We start from the raw sequence: 18,949 nt of genomic DNA, 5'->3' as shown, positions 1-18,949 counted from the left end.
AAAAAACCTCTTGATCTCAAGTTCACTTGAGAAAGTAGTTTGTAATCATGAACAATGAAAGGAATAAATTGTGTCAGAAAATCAAGCTACTTTAGAGCACGTAAATTTTACTGTTCCCGATGCGAATGAAACCGCTGCGATGCTGTGTAAATTGTTTGGCTGGAAAATCAGGTGGCAGGGGCCGGCGCTGAATGGCGGTTTGAGTATTCATGTCGGCGGTGACGACAATTATCTGGCTGTTTACTCGCCAGCCGAAGGCGCGGGTGTTGCGGACATCAATAAGATGCGGGCGGGTCACCTCAACCATGTCGGTATTGTCGTCATTGATCTGGCCGCTGTTGAAAAGAAAGTGAAGGCACTGGGATATGAGCCGTACAACCATGCTGATTACGAACCGGGCCAGCGTTTTTATTTCGATGATGAAAATGGCATCGAGTTCGAGGTTGTGAGCTATGATTAAAGCCATCGGTGAATGGCTGTATCTGCCTATGATCAAGTAAGAGGGGACCATCTATGGTGAGCGAACTTTGGCAGGAGATGTCATTGTTGCCAATTTGTCGCACTTTCACATTTGTATCCTTTTGTCATCATCTTGTGACTTGAGAAAGTAAAAAGAGGGGAGTATCAGACATGCACCGTAACGCGAGCCAAAAGGAGGGTTCTATGAATATCACTATCATCCATACGCCCACCTCATCTGGCGATTTTCCTCACGCAGCACATCGTCGCTGCGATCATGTGGTTTTTCTTTAACGCGCGGTTTTAGCTCTTCAATTTGATGTTTGACCGCCGGTTTGTTTCCAAACGGATTTACGGTCATGTCTATTGTTCAAGATTTAGTGTTTCTACACGTCCCTTCTGAGAAGAAGCTTCCTTCACCCCAGTTTTCGTTTGAAAGTGGTGGCTCAGGTCAATTTAAAACGTTCTTAGCTTTACTGATGCTGCTTACCGCGCTTGGTGTCAGTATCTATTACTCAATTCCCGAGCCGGAAGCGCGCAAGAGCTTTCAGGCAGATATGTTAAAGCGCACAGCCGAACCGGATTTGTGCTTGTTGGAAAGGCAGCATTTTTTTGAAAAAGTGGAAAAGGGCCTTGTGCCTACGCCTTTTCGACCATGCTTGTATTATTAAGGTGCCCAAATGAACACTCTATTTAACTGGTTTGAAAAGCGGGTCGATCCGTTTCCGAAAGATGCACCTCAGCAGCCGCCAAACCGTTTGCTGGCCTTTTGTTTGCATTACACGCAAGGGGTTTGGCCGTGGCTGATTCTCATCTCGATTTTGACAGCGGTTATCGCCGTCATGCAGGTCGTTATATTCGGCTTTCTCGGTGAAATTGTTGACTGGCTGGCCAGCGCCAACCGGGAGACATTTTTCCGCGATGAGTTCTGGCCGCTTTTCTGGATGGGCGCCATTGTCGTTGTTGTCATACCCGTGCTTGGCGCGCTCCATACAATGCTTATGCATCAAACGATTTTCGGTAATTTTCCGATGCGGATACGCTGGCGGGCACATCGTTATATGCTGGGCCAAAGCTTCGGCTTTTATCAGGATGAATTTGCAGGGCGTGTGGCAACTAAAGTCATGCAAACTGCATTGGGTGTGCGTGAGACTGTTGCAAAGATAATTGATGTCTTTGTGTATGTTGTTGTCTATTTTGGCGGCACGCTGGTGCTTGTCGGCAGTCTCGACCTTGCGATGATGTTGCCATTCATCGGATGGCTTTGTTTTTATGTCGTGCTGCTGGCTTATTTCCTGCCGAAAATGCGTCATATTTCAGAGCTGCAATCCAATGCGCGTTCTACAATGACGGGCCGCATCGTGGACAGCTACACAAACATTATGACGGTCAAGCTGTTTGCCCATAATAGTGGAGAGCAGGACTATGCCAAAGCGTCCATGAACGAATTTCTGGGCACGGTTCATCCGCAGATGCGATTGGCATCAAAGTTGAACATCAGTCTGGATCTTTCCAACTCACTGCTGCTTTTTGCGGTTGGTGCTGTCGGGCTGTTCTCTTGGCAGGCAGGCAATGCAACTGTCGGCGCAATTGCTGTTGGTGTCGGTCTGGTGATGCGGCTTGAAGGCCTCTCGCATTGGGTGATGTGGGAACTTGCAGGGCTGTTTGAGAATATCGGTATGGCAGAGGACGGCATGAAAATGCTGTCCAAACCTATCGACGTTAATGACAAACCTAACGCCAAAGCTCTGACTGTCACCGGTGGTGCGATTGAATTTGACAAGATCAAGTTCAACTACGGCAAGGATGGCGGCGTGATTGATGCACTGAGCCTTTCGGTTGCATCGGGTGAAAAGATCGGTCTTGTCGGCCGGTCAGGTGCCGGTAAATCAACGCTGATGAATGTGCTGCTGCGCCTCTATGACCTTGAAGGCGGCGCTGTGCGCATTGACGGTCAGAACATTGCTGATGTCAGTCAGGAAAGTCTGCGCAAGCAGATCGGTGTGGTGACGCAGGACACCTCACTTCTGCACCGTTCAATTCGTGACAACATTGCCTATGGCCGGCCTGATGCGACGGAAGATGAAATTATCGAGGCGGCAAAACGTGCCAATGCGCATGACTACATTCTCGATCTTGTCGATCTTCAGGGACGCACTGGCTATGATGCGCATGTGGGTGAACGCGGTGTGAAACTGTCCGGCGGTCAGCGCCAACGTATCGCGATTGCCCGTGTGTTTGTGAAAAACGCCCCGATTCTGGTGTTGGATGAAGCAACGTCAGCGCTCGATTCGGAAGTGGAATCAGCCATTCAGGAAAGTCTGAATGCATTGATGGAAGGCAAAACGGTGATTGCGATTGCCCACCGGCTTTCAACGATTGCCAGCCTTGACCGGCTTGTCGTTCTGGATGAAGGCGCTGTGATTGAAGAAGGTACGCATGATGAGCTTTCTGTTGCCGATGGTTTGTATGCGCAACTTTGGGCCCGTCAGTCAGGCGGCTTTCTTGGGCTGGACGAAAGCGTTGCAGCGGAGTAATCCGCGATAAGAATACTCGTCCCGGGTTTTCGGGGCGAGACTTTCAAATTTTGACAAGGTTATAATTTGCCCCGCCACACCAGAACCGAGCCGGACCCCAAATTCCACAATGCGGATCATCCGGTGTGGAACCGTTTCGAGCGCTTCATCGAGCCGTTCGAAGATACGGACCGGAAAGTTCTGCCGCAAACGGCATGGGGGTTTATCGGTTATTTTGCGGGTCAGGCAAAGGGACCGTTTGTTCTTTTGCTTATCGTAGGTGCTCTGGTTGGCGCTGTTGAAACCGCGCTTTACTGGGGCGTCGGTTATCTGATCGATATTCTGGATAATTCCTCGCCTGCACAATTGCTGGAGGATCACGGGTTTGAGCTGGCGGCGATGCTCGTTCTGGTATTGGTTGTCAGGGCGGCGGTGATGATTGTCGCGGCGATTATCGAGCAGCAGGTTATTGTACCGCGGTTTTATACCATGGTGCGCTGGCAGTCATTCCGGCGCGTGATCCAGCAGCCATACGCATTTTACCAAGATGATTTTGCCGGACGTATTGCGACTAAAATTTTGCAAGCGGGTCAGTCTGTCGGTGATTTTATTGTTACCACACTGCAAAGCCTCTGGTCCTTTATCACATTCATTCTTTTGACGACGGCGGTTTTGTCGACGCTTGATGCGCGTATGGGCCTTGTTGTTGCGGTCTGGTTTGCCGGATATGTGCTTATCGTGCGCTATCTGCTGCCCCGTCTGCGTGCGGCAGGCAAAAACAACGCCAATGAAAACGCTGTTCTTAACGGGCGTTTGGTTGATATTTTTACCAATATTCTGACGGTCAAACTGTTTGATACCGGTGACCGCGAACATTCAGATGTTAAAAATGCCATCGGTAACTATCTCGGGGCCGTGACACATTTAACCCGCGTTATCACTCTTGTGCGCATGGCGGTGGCGATACTCAACGGCTTCATGATGAGTGCTGTCGGCGTGATTGCCGTTACCGGCTGGATGAACGGTGCTATTACCACTGGCGCCATTGCTGCGACGATGGGGCTGGTATTCCGGCTCAACCAGATGTCGGGTTGGATGATGTTTAATATCAACGGTCTTATCCGCGCATATTCGACGGTTCAGGACGCTGTTGAAACCATTTCTGTCGAGCCGAAAATTACGGACAAACCCAATGCGTTGGTTTTGCCGCCGGTTAAAGGGCGCATCCGCTTTGAAGATGTGAACTTCAACTATGATAAATCCGGCACGACTTTGTTCCGCACGCTTGATCTTGAAATCAAGGCCGGTGAAAAAGTTGGCATCGTCGGGCCGTCAGGGGCCGGTAAATCAACGCTCATTTCGCTTTTGCTGCGGCTGTTCGAGCCTGAATCAGGGCGCATACTGATTGACGATCATGACATACAGGATGTCACGCAGGCCAGTTTGCGTTCGCAGTTCGGAGTTGTCAGTCAGGATCCGGCGCTGCTTCACCGCTCGCTCGCCGATAACATTGCTTATGGTCATGATGGTGCCACACGCGGACAAATCGAAGAGGCGGCGCACCGCGCTAAAGCCTATGAATTTATTCTGGATGCCCGCGATCCAAAAGGGCGAAAAGGCTTTAACGCCCATGTGGGAGAGCGCGGCATCAAGCTTTCCGGCGGTCAGCGGCAGCGAATCGCTATTGCGCGTGTCATGCTGAAAGATGCGCCCGTTCTGATTTTGGATGAAGCAACTTCTGCGCTTGATTCTGAAATCGAGGCCGTCATTCAGGAAAATTTGGGCAGGCTCATGCAGGGCAAAACTGTTTTGGCAATCGCGCACAGGCTGTCCACTATTTCACAAATGGACCGCCTTATCGTGCTTGATGCGGGGCAAATTGTCCAAAGGGGCACGCATGACGCGCTTTTAAGAGAAGAAGAGGGGCTATATGCCCGTCTTTGGGCGCGTCAATCCGGCGGATTGATTGCTGTTGATGAAACAGCAGGCTAAACCTTGTTAATAGTACTAAAAACTACCGCGACATAGTGCCATCATATGGGGGTCGGCTCTGGACAATCGCCCGATTTAGCCATAATGAAGCCACAAATTGACCCGCCACAAGTGTGTCTTGCGGAGGTCAGCGAATTTTTTTGCAGGAAAGGACGTCTGACGTGAGTGACACGACGACAACCGAACACGAAGAACTGCCAACACGGCGCGACTTTATTTATGTTGCAACCGGTATGTTGGGTGTAATAGGCGCGGCTTCTGTTGCTTGGCCATTTATTGACCAAATGAGACCGGATGCTGCCGTCTTGGCCGCCGGCCAGCCGATTGATGTCAACCTTGAAGCAGTTGAGCCGGGTCAGGCGATCACTGTTACGTGGCGTGGCAAGCCTTACTTTGTGCGTCGCCTTACCGAAGATGAAATCGCTGCTGCCGATGCACTTGGCGAAGGCGACATGAAAGAATTTGCACCTATCGACACGCGCCTTGGCGGTGAAGAAGTCAAAGACTGGGTTATTGTTTCTGCTAACTGTACACACCTTGGCTGTGTGCCGAAGGTTGTCGATACAAAGCCGGAAGGCTGGTACTGCCCATGTCACGGCTCTGTGTTTGATATGACCGGCCGCATCTTGCGCGGTCCTGCAGCGACAAACCTTCCACTTCCACCATATGTCTTCACGAGCGCGACGAACCTCGTGATCGGCACAGACCAGGCGTAGGAGCAAGAGCACATGAGCACTATAGAACATCATGGTACTTACCAGCCTACAACGGGCCTTGGAAAATGGATGGACGCGCGTCTGCCTTTGCCGCGCCTTATGTATGATTCATTCGTTGCCTATCCTGTTCCGCGCAATCTGAACTATGCCTACACATTTGGCGGTATGCTTTCGATTATGCTGGTTTTGCAGATTTTGACCGGCGTTGTGCTGGCTATGCATTATAACGGTTCAACGGCTGGCGCGTTTACATCGGTCGAGCATATCATGCGCGACGTGAATAATGGTTGGCTCTTGCGCTATATGCACGCTAACGGCGCATCATTCTTCTTTGCCGCTGTGTTTTTACACATTTTCCGCGGTATGTATTACGGCTCATATAAAGAGCCACGCGAATTGCTCTGGATTTTGGGCTGTATCATCTTCCTGCTGATGATGGCGACAGCATTTATGGGTTACGTTCTTCCTTGGGGACAGATGTCTTTCTGGGGTGCGACTGTGATCACCGGCTTCTTTACAGCTTTCCCTGTTGTGGGTGAGCCGATCCAGCAACTTCTTTTGGGTGGTTTTGCCGTTGATAACCCGACTTTGAACCGCTTCTTTTCACTGCATTATCTATTGCCATTCATGATTGCAGGTGTTGTGGTTCTCCACGTTTGGGCGCTTCACGTTACCGGTCAGACAAACCCGACAGGTGTTGAAATCAAGTCCAAGACTGACTCGGTTCCGTTCACACCGTTTGCGACCATCAAAGATGCGTTCGCACTGATCGTGTTCTTCCTGTTCTTTGCTTATTTCGTTTTCTACATGCCGAATTTCCTTGGCCATGCGGATAACTACATTGAAGCAAACTCACTGGTGACACCGGCTTACATTGTTCCTGAGTGGTACTTCCTGCCGTTCTATGCGATCTTGCGTGCGGTCACATTCGACATTGGTCCTTTGACATCCAAACTTCTCGGTGTTCTGGCGATGTTCGGCTCAATCGCGGTTTTGTTCGTGATGCCTTGGCTGGACACATCGAAAGTACGCTCTGCTGTTTACCGTCCTTGGTACAAAGTGTTCTTCTGGATTTTCGTGGTCAACGCAATCTTCTTGGGATGGCTTGGTGCGAAACCTGCGGAAGGCATCTATACTTTCCTTGCTCAGATTTCGACGCTCTACTACTTCGGTTTCTTCCTTGTGATTTTGCCGCTGCTCGGTCTTATTGAAACACCGCGCCGTGTGCCAAACTCGATTACAGAAGCTGTACTTGCGAAGTCATCGAAGAAAAATGGCGGTGTAACTCAAGTTTCCGGTGCCACTGCATCACCTGACAACAAAGCCTGAAGCAAAGAGAAACTGGAATAGAAATATGAAAACTATGTTTGCAAAAATCAGTGCTATCGTTGTGGCTGCAACGCTCGGCCTGTCAGTTGCGGCGACCGGTGCCTTTGCTGCCGAATACCCGATTAAGAAACCACGTGAACAGGATTGGTCATTTGCCGGCCCTTTCGGCACATATGACAAGGGCCAGCTACAGCGCGGCTTCAAAGTTTATCGTGAGGTTTGCGCGGCCTGTCATTCAATGAACCGCGTTGCTTTCCGTTCATTGGAAGATTTGGGCTATTCGGAAGGCCAGATCAAAACGATCGCTTCTGAATATGACATTACCGACGGTCCAAATGCGGACGGCGAAATGTTCACACGTCCGGGGACACCGGCAGACTATTTCACCGGTCCTTATCCGAACCGTGAAGCATCGATTGCCGCCAATGGCGGTGCTTACCCGCCGGACTTCTCGCTTTTGGCAAAAGCACGTGCGGTTGAGCGCGGTTTTCCGACATTCGTTTTTGACGTCTTTACGCAATATGCCGAAAACGGTCCGGATTACATCTACTCACTGCTGACAGGTTATCCTGAAGACGGTGAAGCACCGGAAGGTGTCGAGGTTCCTGAGGGCACACATTACAACCCTTACTTCATTGCCGGTAAATCTCTTGCGATGGCACCACCATTGTCAGAAGATATTATTTCCTATGACGACGGCACACCGGCAACTGTTGAGCAGATGTCTAAAGACGTTACTGCCTTTATGATGTGGGCAGCAGAGCCAAAGATGGAAGAGCGCAAGTCACTTGGTTTTAAAGTGATTATTTTCCTTCTTATCTTTGCAGTGTTCCTGTATCTGACAAAGAAGCAGATTTATGCCAAGCTAGAGCACTAAGCTTTTATAGACGGTATTATGAGGGCGCTGCGGCGCCCTTTTCTTTGTCATTGATTTGGCCCACAAAAGCGGGACTTGATTGGGAACTGTTATGAATTTGATTGAAATCCTCAAAGACTCCATTCGCGATATTCCTGATTACCCGAAGCCGGGCATCATGTTTCGTGACATCACAACAATGCTGGGTGATGCCAAAGCTTTTCGTCTGGCGGTCGACGCGCTTGTTCATCCCTATGTCGGTACAAAGATGGACCAGATCGCCGGTATCGAAGCCCGCGGCTTTATACTGGGCGGTGCTATGGCGCACCAATTGTCCGCCGGTTTCATTCCGATCCGCAAAAAGGGCAAGTTGCCTTACGATAAAGTGCAGATTGCCTATAGCCTTGAATATGGCGTTGACGAGATGGAAATGCACCGCGATGCGGTCAAACCCGGTCAGAAGGTCATTCTGGTCGATGATCTGATTGCAACAGGCGGTACTGCCGAAGCTGCGACAAAGCTTTTGCAGCAAATGGGCGCAGACGTGGTTGCGGCATGTTTCGTGATCGATTTGCCGGAACTTGGCGGGCGCAAGAAAATCGAGGCACTGGGTGTGCCGGTGCGGACATTGATTGAGTATGAAGGCCACTGAGCAGATCGCTTTGATTTCGCGTTCCCGCGCTTATTGGCGCCGAAAAAGGTATAATACGATCTGTCCAGAGGTGCAAAAATCTGTCAATAAATATTGATGATGTTCTCGCTCTCACAAATGGACTGGATTGCGTTTGGCTTTTTCGCTTTTGCCTGGCTGTTTTTTGAAGTTGTGAATGACCATTCATTCCTGCGCAATCACTCTCTGTCCATGCTTATGGCACGGAGGCGGCGCGAGTGGATGCTGGAAATGGCCAGCCGTGATTTGCGGATGATAGACACGCAAATTATGCAGAGTTTGCAAAATGGTGCGGCCTATTTCGGATCGGCGAGTATTCTGGCCATCGGCGGCTGTTTTGCGCTTTTAGGTGCCACCGATCAGGTATTGCAGATTTACCGTGATTTACCGGTCGGCAGTGAAATCTCGCGGCAGCTTTTTGAACTTAAAGTGTTCGGCCTGACAGTTATATTTGTTTATTCGTTTTTCAAATTTGGCTGGGCGCATAGACTTTTCAACTATTGCTCTATCCTGATTGGCAGCGTGCCGATGGTGGAACATGCGTCGCTTGACGTCAGGAAAAAGGCAGCGCTGGAAGCTGCTGAAATGAACATTATTGCCAGCCGTCATTTTACCGCCGGGCTGCGCGGCATCTTTTTCGCGCTGGCTTATCTTGGCTGGTTTATCAATCCATGGATGCTGTTTGGCTCCACATTGTTTGTGATTGCCGTTTTGACGCGCCGCAACTATTTTTCAGCCGCGCGGCGCGTTCTTAAAGACAGTGAGTAATAGCTGGCGCTGGCTATTAAACGTTGAACTTGAACAACATGACATCGCCATCGTGGACGACATATTCCTTACCTTCGTCGCGTGCCTTGCCTGCTTCCTTGGCGGCCGTTTCACCGCCCAGTGAGATATAATCGTCAAAGGCGATTGTTTGCGCACGGATAAAGCCTTTTTCGAAATCGGTATGGATTTCACCTGCTGCCTGCGGTGCTTTGGACCCTTTTTTCACTGTCCATGCACGGGCTTCTTTAGGGCCGGCAGTAAAGAAAGTAATCAGGTTCAAAAGGGTGTAGCCCTCACGAATAAGCCGGTCGAGACCGGGTTCTTCAAGGCCCATCGTTTCCATATATTCTTTGGCTTCTTCGTCGTCCAATTGTGCGATTTCCGCTTCGATGGCGGCAGAAATCAGCACGCTACGCGCACCTTGCTCGGCTGCCATTTTCTCAACGGCAGCACTATGCTCGTTGCCTTCAGCGGCGTGATCCTCAGCCACATTGCACACATAAAGAACCGGTTTTGAGGTCAATAGATTCAGTGATTTGAGGATTTTCAGATCTTCGGCTGCAATGCCGTCCAGCAGAAGGCGGACCGGCTTTGAATCTTGCAGCAATTTAAGCGCATCTTCCATCATCGGAAGCAGCAATTTGGCTTCCTTGTCGTTGCCGGTTGCGCGCTTGCGCATTTGCGTGATGCGGCGCTCCAGACTTTCAAGGTCGGAAAGCATAAGCTCGGTTTCCACTGTTTCAGCATCTGAAACAGGGTCGATCTTTCCTTCGACATGGGTGATGTCATCGTCTTCAAAGCAGCGCAGCACATGCACGATTGCATCGACTTCACGGATATTGGCAAGAAACTGGTTGCCCAAGCCTTCGCCTTGAGAGGCGCCGCGCACGAGACCGGCAATATCGACGAAATTGATGCGCGTTGGCACAATTTCTTTTGACGTTGCAATTTTTGCAATATCGAACAGACGCGCATCAGGGACTGCAACTTCACCGGTATTGGGTTCGATTGTGCAAAACGGGTAGTTGGCCGCCTGTGCTGCCGCTGTTTTGGTCAGTGCGTTGAAAAGCGTGGATTTGCCAACATTTGGCAATCCAACGATGCCGCATTTAAAGCCCATGATCGGACATCCTTCAATAAAATTTGTTGTGCAGGCTTTGCATGAAACGACCCTGCCACGTCAAGGATTTATGCGTTTAAACGGCGTTGCTTTGCCAAGACGGATTATTTGTACCCTGCCTCATTGGGAACTCAATGGTGTGCCATACGTTTAGGCCGCGAAGGGACTCGCGTGACCTATCACGCTCACTGCCTTTAAGTCTGCAAAAAAACGGGCTTAGGGCCGAATAAGAAAGTGTGAATTATGATTTTAAGAAAAACATTGATGGCCACAACGGCCCTTATGATCTCATTTCAACCCGCTATGGCCTCTATGGCCGCGCCGCAAAATCAGGAAGTGGCAATTAATGTCGCTCAAGGCGCTGAAGCCGCGCAAATTCTAAATGATGCGATTGCGCAGCTTAATGAAGCGACTGCGGCTCTTGCGGCTGCAAAAGAATCCGGCGAAGGCGTTGAAGCTGCACAGGCAGCCTTTGACGCCGCCCAAGCGCGTGTCGATCAAGCGCAAGCAGACTTTGACGCCGCCAAGGCCGCACAAACACCGGTCCCCGAGCCGGAAGTTGAAGCACCAGCGCCTGAAGCTGAGGCACCTCCAGCATCTCAATCACAGGAACCGGCCGCAGAAGAAGCTGCACCTGAGCCAGAGGCAGCTGTAGAACAAGAAACGGACGCTGAGGTAACTGTCGAAGAACAAGCGCCTGCTGAAGAACAAGCAGAAGAGCCAGCCGCTGAAGCTGATGCTGCGCAAGAACCTGCACCTGAAGCTGAAACACAAGAGCAAGAACAAGAAGCCGAAGTGGAAAGTGAAGCTGAGGTAGAGGCAGAAGCAGAAGCGGAAGTTGAGACTCAGGAAGAGGCACCTGCTGAAACTGAGGCTGAGACAGAAGAAGCTGCGCCTAGTGAACCTGCAATGGAAGAAGGTGAAGCAGAGCAGCAGCCTGCTGAAGAAGCGCCAGCAGAGCAAACGGACGAGCAGCCAGCAGCCACTGAGCAGACGCAAGAGGCTCAGCCAGCAGCTCCTTCAAGCGAAGAGCCACCAGCAAGCGAAGAACAATCAACAAGTGAAGAAAAGCCTGCTGCAGAGCAATCAACAGAAGCTGAAGCATCAGCGGAAGCCGAGGGCAAGGTTGAGGTAAAAGAACCTGCCGCCGAAGCCGAACCTGTCGAGCAAATCATTCAGGAGGCGAAAGAAGCGCCTGCAACCGTGCTGCCTGAAGATGTTTCCGAGCAAGAAAAGGCAGCGCTTGAGCAAGCCGAGCAGCAGCGCCGCGACGATGCCCGCAAGCGCCGTAACGAGTTAATCGGTGCAGCCGCTGTCGGCGTCGCAGTCGGTGCGCTTGTGCCGCTTCTTGGCGGTAAACTGGTTGAAGACCAAGGCGACCGCGTGATCATCGAGCGCAATGGCGAGTATTTCGTGCGCAAAGATGAAAACGCATTGCTGCGCCGCGATGGCGTTCGGGTTGACTATGAAGAACTCGATAATGGCTTGAGCCGCGAAACAATGACACGTCCGAATGGCGTTCAGATCATTACGACACGTGCGCCAAACGGTGATATTCTGCGCCGTGAGCGTGTTCGCCGTGACGGTAGTGTCGTTGTTCTGATTGACAGCCTTGACCGCCGCAATGTCGAATATGTCGACTATGAGAGTGAATTACCGCCTCTTAACGTGACGATCGACCAGGGGCTGTATGTTGTCGCCGCAGAGGATGCGAACCGTGAGCGTTTGCGTGAGACATTCTTCGCGCCGCCTGTCGATGAGGTTCGCCAGCGCTATACATTGCGCGAAGTTCGCTCATCCGAGCGCCTGCGCGATATTGTCCGCCGCGTTGATCTGGACAACATCCAGTTTGATACCGGCAGTGCGACTGTCCGTCAGAGTCAGGTTCCTCTGCTGGAAAAGGCCGCATTGGCAATCGCCGATGTTATCAATGAAGACCCGACAGCTGTGTTCCTGATTGAAGGCCACACAGATGCGGTTGGCGGTGAGGTGTATAACCTTGCGCTGTCTGACCGCCGCGCGGAAACCGTTGCCCGTATTCTGACAACAAATTACGGCCTGCCGCCGGAAAACTTTGTTGTTGAGGGCTATGGTGAGTCTGACTTGAAGATCGACTCTCAAGGTGATGAGCCACGCAACCGCCGTGTTGCAATCCGCAACATTACACCGTTGCTGACTGCTTCAAAATAAGCAGGAAATAACAGCAAGAAATTGGCCGGGCGCTTCTGCGTCCGGCTTTTTATTTTCCGTGCCGGTAATTATTTGCCCAGAAGCTTTTTAAGCATATCAGCCATAGGGCCGGTTGCGGGTGCTTCGGGCTTTTTAGTGCCGTTCCGCGCCTGTCGAATATGACTTTGCGGTTTGGGCGTCTGTTTTTCAGTCTTTGGCTTTTTCGGCTGGTTTGGTGCCGCGTCACCAACGGCCAATGCAATCTTGTTCATAAAGCCGGAATTATCACCCTTTACCAGTAATTCGATATTGTCGCCGATTGCTGCAAGCAATGGTTCAAGCCATTGCTGGTCTGCTTTGGCAAAATCGCCCAGCACATGGCCTGTGACACGGTCCTTGTGGCCCGGATGATCAATGCCGAGGCGCACGCGCTGGTAGTTGACGCCGCAATGCTGGTCCATGGAACGAATGCCATTATGCCCGCCAGCACCGCCGCCGCGCTTGATGCGCACTTTACCGGCTGCCAGATCCAGTTCGTCATAAAAGACAGTAATGTCTTGCTCTGTAAGCTTATAGAACCGCATGGCTTCGCCGATAGCCTGACCGGACTTGTTCATAAATGTCTGCGGCTTTATAAGAAGTATTTTTTCGGAACCGATACGCCCCTCGGATATTTCGGCTGAGAATTTTTTCTGCCAAGGGGAGAAAGAAGAATGGCGGCGGACTATTTCATCCACCGCCATAAAACCGATATTGTGGCGCTGGCCTGCGTGTTGACTGCCGGGATTTCCCAAACCTGCAATAATTTGCATCAGTCACACTCCTGTTCGTCAGGCGGCCAGTTGCCTTTGTGGTAGAGGATTACTCCTCGTCACCTTCTTCAGATTGCGACGTTGCAGGAACTTCATCTGCTTCCGGCGCATCTTCCTCTTCCGCATCGTCTTCAACACCGCCACCAGGCGCCTGAATTGTTGCGATAGTAAAGTCACGGTCGGTAATTGTCGGTGTAACACCTTCAGGCAATGTAACATCAGAAATGTTAAGCGTATCGCCGATGACAGACTTGCTGATATCCACTGTAAAGAATTCAGGGATAGCAGATGCCGGGCAATGTACTTCGACTTCGTGGCGAACAATGTTCAACACGCCGCCAGCTGTCAGACCTGGGCAGTCGTCTTCACCTTCGATGTGAACCGGGATGTTCACGGTCACTGTTGTTTTGCTTGAAATACGCAAAAGATCAACGTGCATCATGAAGTCTTTTACCGGATCAAGCTGATAGTCTTTCGGCAGCACTTTGTGCTTTTTGCCGTCAACTTCGATGTCGATAAGCTTTGTCAAAAAGCCGCCTGCATGAAGCATCAGTGTTACTTCCTTTGCAGGAAGAACAATAGAAATTGGGTCTTTGTTGTCGCCGTAAATGACGGCTGGAACTTTACCTTGACGGCGAATAGCCCGGGAGGACCCCTTACCAACCCGGTCGCGCGCCTCGGCTTTGAGTACGACTGTGTCGCTCATAGCTTTTCCTTTCGAGGACAATATGGAGTGGCTAAAACCTTCGTTTTCGCCGATATCGCAAGGATATCCACCGCGCTGCCTCCAAGGGTGTCTGCGCGGATGCGCGCTCATAACCGACAATGTCTGTGTTTGCAAGACTTTGCCGGTATTTCACCGGTATAAATACGCAGTATTCGGTCAGGCTTAGTCGAACAGGCTTGAGACAGACTGCTCGTGCGCTGTGCGTGCAATTGCTTCGCCGATCAAATCAGTAATCGAAACGACCCGCACTTTCTTTGCAGCGGTCACTTCGGCAGTTGGCTGAATTGAGTCGGTGATGACCAGTTCTTTGAGCTTTGACGATTCAATACGGTCCACCGCCGCACCGGACAAAACACCATGGGTAATATAGGCTGTCACGCTTTTCGCGCCGTCTTTCAGAAGTGCTTCGGCCGCATTGCACAATGTGCCGCCTGAATCGATGATGTCGTCAATCAGGAAACAATCCTTGCCGGAAACATCACCGATAACGTTCATCACTTCGGATTCGCCGGGACGATCACGACGCTTGTCGACGATTGCCAGCATTGTATCGTCAAGACGTTTGGCCAATGAACGGGCGCGCACAACGCCGCCGACATCGGGAGAAACGATCATAACATCGTTCAGATTCTTGTATTTGGCTTTGATATCGCGTGCCATAACCGGCACCGCATAAAGGTTATCGGTCGGGATATCGAAAAAGCCCTGAATCTGTCCGGCGTGCAAATCAAGTGTCAAAACACGGTCGGCGCCGGCTTCGGTAATCAGGTTGGCAACCAGCTTTGCAGAGATCGGTGTGCGGCCCTGTGCGCGGCGGTCCTGACGGGCGTAACCGAAATAGGGAAGGACGGCCGTTATGCGGCGTGCTGACGAACGACGGAACGCATCAATCAGGATGAGAAGTTCCATCAAATGGTCGTTTGCGGGGCGCGATGTGGACTGAAGAATAAAAATATCTTCGCCGCGGACATTTTCCTGAATCTCGACGAAAATCTCATCATCGGCAAAGCGGCGTACATTGGCACGCCCGACGCTGACGCCCAAATATTTTGCAACAGATTCGGCAAGCTGCCGGTTGGAATTTCCAGCAAATAATTTCATGCCTGATCGCCTCGCTAAGCGCTATTGTGTGTGGTTTTGGGGGCCTTTTAGCGTTCGCACGCAAAGATGCAACCCAAAGCCGTTAAAACAATCCCGAATCCGCAAAATAATTGTGATTCATTTATGACAAACAATCGCGCGCATCACGATGTTGATCGCCAGCTCGCATATTGCCTCAAAACACTGTCTGCTATCTGGTCCATTGTGGCTGTCGGCACCACCGACCACGGCTCAGTGCCTGTACCGCTGACTTTTTCCTGTCCCTGGATGCGGTGAACACGCTGGCCTTGCGGTGTAAACACATCCCATACATGGATGACTGTTGTTTGGCCGCTTTCGGAAAATGCTGAAAAATAGCCTCGGATCTCGTGGTCGATCGAATTGGAGGTTGATGCCTGCAATTTAATTGAATTGAGCGGGGCTGCAGTCGATAGGCGCTTTGAAAGCGCTGTAATCTTGGAAACAGGCGCGCCTACAATCGGGGCAAAATACACATTTCCAATTGCGGCATTGGCTTGAATGCCGGTTGGCTGAACGCCGCTATCTGTGGTTGGAATGGCGACTGACGGTGTTGATAATTGCGCTGATGTATCCACCCCAAGGCTGGAATCTGTTGAACTACATGCACCAAGCGTCAGCGCAACTATAACAGTTGCCAAGGCGCGAAACCCGATCGTCGTTTGTTTCTGTGTCATTTTTGACCTCATACCCGATATGACCATACCCGCGCAGGTTCTGGTGATGCAGGTTTACCGCATGGTGCGTTCAAATCAAGGCCGAGTTGTTTTTCTATCCGGCGCTGTGAACATTTTTAACGTCTAAATGAGCGCTATTGCGGACATTTGACGCCCGTAGTCAGGTTCATTTCTATGTGTTGTGCGCCTGTATGAAAAGAAGCGTTTTTCATCTTCATAGGTGCATTCGCCGGTTTTACCCGCCTTCACACCACTTGCCTGCAATCGGTCAATGATGAACTTTTGCATGTCGAACATGTAGTGGTCCGGTTTCTCCGAAGGGGAGAAATAGATACTGAAGGCTTCATCTTTCTCGGCGAAGCGCGCTTTGAACTCCGGTCCGACTTCATAGTTTTTTTGACTGATACAGGGACCAAGCACTGCACAGATATCCGCACGGTTAGCGCCCAGTTTTATCATCGCATCGATCGTATTTTCGGCGATACCTGTGAATGCGCCTTTCCAGCCTGCATGACAGGCACCGATAATTTTCGCATTGTTGTCAGCAAACAGGATCGGCCCGCAATCGGCGGTCAGTATGCCCAGCGCCATACCACGCTGGTTTGTCACCATGCCGTCGGCATCCGGACGGTTTGGTCCTATCGGTTCTTTCACTGTCACTACGTCGGCTGAGTGAACCTGAAAACATCCGGCCAAATGCGTATCGGCGACGCCTAAATCAGCGGCGATGCGGCTGCGGTTTTGTTTTACAAGCGCTGGATCATCCTTCGAGCCAAGGCCGGTGTTCAGGCTTTCATATATGCCGGACGATAGCCCACCTATACGGGTATAAAAGCCATGCCGGATCCCGCTTTCATCAAATGCCCTCAATGTTTCTGATTTGACAGATGGTAAGCTCATCAAAATATCCTTTTCGAGTGGCGGGAACATGATTGCATTTATTGGCTGTTACCTGTTGCCTCAGGCTGGCCAAAAGGGGCAGGGGGCGCAATGCCGCTTGATGTGATGCACATTGCTTTGAATAGATCACCCATCTGTCCGTTGCCGTTTCCTGCCAGACGGTTGACCGCAGCGCTTATGGCCTGCTGTGTGGCCTGATCTTTTCCTGCTCCAAGCGCGCCGGCGCGTTCAATCAAGCCGAGTTCAAGCAAAAAATCGGCTTGTGTTATGACTGGAAAAACAGTGCTGCCACCGGTTTTTGCCGCTATGTTGAGCGCCTCAAAATCGACATGGCTGGTCAAGTCAGCTTCGCCCGGATTAGCGAAAAAATTTTCCTGTTTGTGCGCGCGCACCGCTTGCAGCGTATCGCCAAGATCGGACTGTTTATGGCCGTAATCGATGAACAAAGCCGCACCTTTATGGGCCGCGATATGGCTGGCGATTTGCTGTGCCAGAGCTTCACGCGCCGAGGCATATTCAAACACCGTGCCTTCTTCAGCGCCGTTGGCGCTCAGTGGCAGCGTATTGGTATCTATAGTGCCGGTGCCAACGCCGAAAATCAGTTCGTTATCCTGCGCCGATATCACGCGTTCGACCCACTTGCCGCCGGTATTGACATATTGCCTTGTCGGCAGCGCATCAAACAATTCATTGGCGATGAGCAATGTTGGCAGCGAAGGCAAGCCGTCAATATCCGCAACCCATTGAACCTTGTCTGTATAATCTGAGAGCGCTGCCTTCTGGATATCGATGAGCCGGGGGCTTTTTTCGATAAGGTGTATCTTTGCAGCGTTCACAAATTCAGGAGAAGCTTTTTGCGCCGTGCGCAGAATGTCCTGCATCCATGTCGCGCGGCCCGGGCCAATTTCGCACAGGCAAAACGGATCAGGCTTGCCTGCCGCTTTCCATGCCTGAACCAGCCAAAGCGCCGTCAACTCGCCAAACATCTGACTGATATCGGGCGCGGTGATGAAGTCACCCTGTGCACCGAATGGATTTTTCCGGTTGTAATAGCCATGTTCGGGATGAAACAGGCATTCCGCCATATAGTCGGCGACACTCAACGGCCCTGACGTGCGGATACGCTTAAGGAGTTTTTGTTTAAGCGGGTTCATGATCGCTTTCTGGTGCCAGATATTCAACTTTACGAGCGGAGACGATCAGTGCGACGCCGATGATAACCATCGGTAATGAAAGCAGCATACCCATGGTGAACCAGTCGCCTAAAAGATAGCCGATATGTGCGTCCGGCTCTCTGAAAAACTCGACGATTGTGCGCGCAATGCCATACCCGCCAACGAAGATGCCCGTCGCAAGGCGCGGACGATGCAGCGCTTTAAAGCCATAAACCGCAATGAAAAGCACTGTGAGAAGCAGCACGCCCTCCAATGCTGCCTCATAGAGCTGGCTTGGATGGCGCGGCTCAGGGCCGCCGGTTGGAAAGACCATTGCCCATGGCACATCAGAAACACGTCCCCATAATTCGCCATTGATAAAATTGGCGATGCGCCCGAGACCGATGCCAATGGGCACAACTGTTGCGATGACATCAAACAGGCACCAGACAGGAATTTTACGGGTGCGCGCAAACAGGATCATCGCCAATGTGACGCCAAGAAAGCCGCCATGGAATGACATGCCGCCCTGCCAAATTTGGAATATGGTCACCGGATTGTCGATAAAACCGGCAAAGTCATAAAAGAAGACATAGCCGAGCCGACCACCAAGCACGGTGCCGATGGTTGCCCAGAGCATGAAATCATCCATGTCCGTTTCAGTGATCGGTGATTGTCCGTTCCACAAACGGTTATTGCGGACAATCGATCTGGCATACAGCCAACCCAGAACGATACCGACAATGTAGCTTAGCGAATACCAGCGGATTGCAATCGGACCTATCTGAAAAAGAACAGGGTCAAGATTGGGAAAGGTTAGTGCGAGTTGTGGCAGTGCGATAGGAAACATCAGGGCACTCATTGTTCAGGTTTAACTCAGATGACCTACTAAATCACCTATGACGCGTCATTATGGCGGTCTGCCTTGTCTTGCAAACTATTTGCCGCGACCATAGATAGTTTAT

Annotated in this window: 18 protein-coding genes; 10 read left to right on the top strand and 8 right to left on the bottom strand. The window is 51.1% G+C overall.

All coding sequences use genetic code 11. The features are described 5' to 3' along the window. The first annotated feature begins 70 nt into the window (after positions 1-70). The 9 genes from SU32_RS01530 to SU32_RS01490 all read left to right on the top strand — a co-directional run bounded on the left by SU32_RS01530 (position 71) and on the right by SU32_RS01490 (position 9,306). On the top strand, positions 71-460 hold the full coding sequence (locus SU32_RS01530) for a VOC family protein (protein WP_082376306.1): 390 nt from the start codon (positions 71-73) through the stop codon (positions 458-460). A 358-nt stretch (positions 461-818) separates the two neighbouring features. After that, a complete protein-coding gene (locus tag SU32_RS01525; RefSeq protein ID WP_053997539.1) occupies positions 819-1,130 on the top strand; it encodes a hypothetical protein in 312 nt (103 codons plus the stop codon). Between the two features lie 9 nt (positions 1,131-1,139). Next, complete coding sequence (locus SU32_RS01520) at positions 1,140-2,996, top strand: ABC transporter ATP-binding protein (RefSeq protein WP_053997538.1); 1,857 nt, start codon at positions 1,140-1,142, stop codon at positions 2,994-2,996. A gap of 66 nt (positions 2,997-3,062) precedes the next feature. Further along, the gene (locus SU32_RS01515) at positions 3,063-4,967 is read left to right on the top strand and encodes an ABC transporter ATP-binding protein (RefSeq protein ID WP_082376302.1); all 1,905 of its coding nucleotides are present in this window, start codon (positions 3,063-3,065) and stop codon (positions 4,965-4,967) included. 161 nt (positions 4,968-5,128) lie between these two features. Beyond that, positions 5,129-5,683, top strand: a complete 555-nt coding sequence (gene petA, locus SU32_RS01510; RefSeq protein WP_053997537.1) for a ubiquinol-cytochrome c reductase iron-sulfur subunit — start codon at positions 5,129-5,131, stop codon at positions 5,681-5,683. Between the two features lie 12 nt (positions 5,684-5,695). Continuing rightward, positions 5,696-7,012, top strand: coding sequence for a cytochrome b (locus tag SU32_RS01505; protein ID WP_053997536.1), 1,317 nt, complete (start codon positions 5,696-5,698; stop codon positions 7,010-7,012). 25 nt (positions 7,013-7,037) lie between these two features. Continuing rightward, the gene (locus SU32_RS01500; RefSeq protein WP_053997535.1) at positions 7,038-7,889 is read left to right on the top strand and encodes a cytochrome c1; all 852 of its coding nucleotides are present in this window, start codon (positions 7,038-7,040) and stop codon (positions 7,887-7,889) included. 91 nt (positions 7,890-7,980) lie between these two features. Then, positions 7,981-8,520: an adenine phosphoribosyltransferase gene (locus SU32_RS01495; protein WP_053997534.1), complete on the top strand. Its 540-nt coding sequence runs from the start codon at positions 7,981-7,983 to the stop codon at positions 8,518-8,520. A gap of 96 nt (positions 8,521-8,616) precedes the next feature. Continuing rightward, positions 8,617-9,306 carry a DUF599 domain-containing protein gene (locus SU32_RS01490; RefSeq protein WP_053997533.1) on the top strand — a complete coding sequence of 230 codons (690 nt, stop codon included), beginning with the start codon at positions 8,617-8,619 and terminating at the stop codon, positions 9,304-9,306. Positions 9,307-9,322: 16 nt separating this feature from the next. Here SU32_RS01490 and ychF read toward each other — a convergent pair whose 3' ends face one another. Next, on the bottom strand, positions 9,323-10,426 hold the full coding sequence (gene ychF / locus SU32_RS01485; protein ID WP_053997532.1) for a redox-regulated ATPase YchF: 1,104 nt from the start codon (positions 10,424-10,426) through the stop codon (positions 9,323-9,325). Positions 10,427-10,669: 243 nt separating this feature from the next. Here ychF and SU32_RS01480 point away from each other — a divergent pair, with 243 nt between their 5' ends. Further along, positions 10,670-12,616, top strand: coding sequence for an OmpA family protein (locus tag SU32_RS01480; RefSeq protein ID WP_053997531.1), 1,947 nt, complete (start codon positions 10,670-10,672; stop codon positions 12,614-12,616). Between the two features lie 68 nt (positions 12,617-12,684). On the opposite strand, the gene pth is transcribed toward SU32_RS01480, so the two are convergent. The 7 genes from pth to lgt form a co-directional block, all read right to left on the bottom strand. Further along, a complete protein-coding gene (gene pth / locus SU32_RS01475; protein ID WP_053997530.1) occupies positions 12,685-13,407 on the bottom strand; it encodes an aminoacyl-tRNA hydrolase in 723 nt (240 codons plus the stop codon). Positions 13,408-13,456: 49 nt separating this feature from the next. Then, a complete protein-coding gene (locus SU32_RS01470; protein WP_053997529.1) occupies positions 13,457-14,113 on the bottom strand; it encodes a 50S ribosomal protein L25/general stress protein Ctc in 657 nt (218 codons plus the stop codon). 183 nt (positions 14,114-14,296) lie between these two features. Next, positions 14,297-15,235: a ribose-phosphate pyrophosphokinase gene (locus tag SU32_RS01465; RefSeq protein ID WP_053997528.1), complete on the bottom strand. Its 939-nt coding sequence runs from the start codon at positions 15,233-15,235 to the stop codon at positions 14,297-14,299. A gap of 143 nt (positions 15,236-15,378) precedes the next feature. After that, positions 15,379-15,930, bottom strand: a complete 552-nt coding sequence (locus tag SU32_RS01460) for a hypothetical protein (protein WP_053997527.1) — start codon at positions 15,928-15,930, stop codon at positions 15,379-15,381. A 123-nt stretch (positions 15,931-16,053) separates the two neighbouring features. Beyond that, positions 16,054-16,830 carry a peptidoglycan editing factor PgeF gene (gene pgeF / locus SU32_RS01455; protein WP_053997570.1) on the bottom strand — a complete coding sequence of 259 codons (777 nt, stop codon included), beginning with the start codon at positions 16,828-16,830 and terminating at the stop codon, positions 16,054-16,056. A 38-nt stretch (positions 16,831-16,868) separates the two neighbouring features. Beyond that, entirely contained in the window at positions 16,869-17,984 is a 1,116-nt protein-coding gene (locus tag SU32_RS01450; RefSeq protein ID WP_053997526.1) for a class I SAM-dependent methyltransferase, read from the bottom strand. After that, positions 17,971-18,834, bottom strand: a complete 864-nt coding sequence (gene lgt, locus SU32_RS01445; protein ID WP_053997525.1) for a prolipoprotein diacylglyceryl transferase — start codon at positions 18,832-18,834, stop codon at positions 17,971-17,973. Before lgt ends, SU32_RS01450 begins: the two co-directional genes overlap by 14 nt. Positions 18,835-18,949: the final 115 nt, after the last annotated feature.

This window comes from Ahrensia marina, from assembly GCF_001293565.1.
Classification (GTDB): domain Bacteria; phylum Pseudomonadota; class Alphaproteobacteria; order Rhizobiales; family Rhizobiaceae; genus Ahrensia; species Ahrensia marina.
This window is presented reverse-complemented; position numbering and strand designations above follow the sequence as displayed.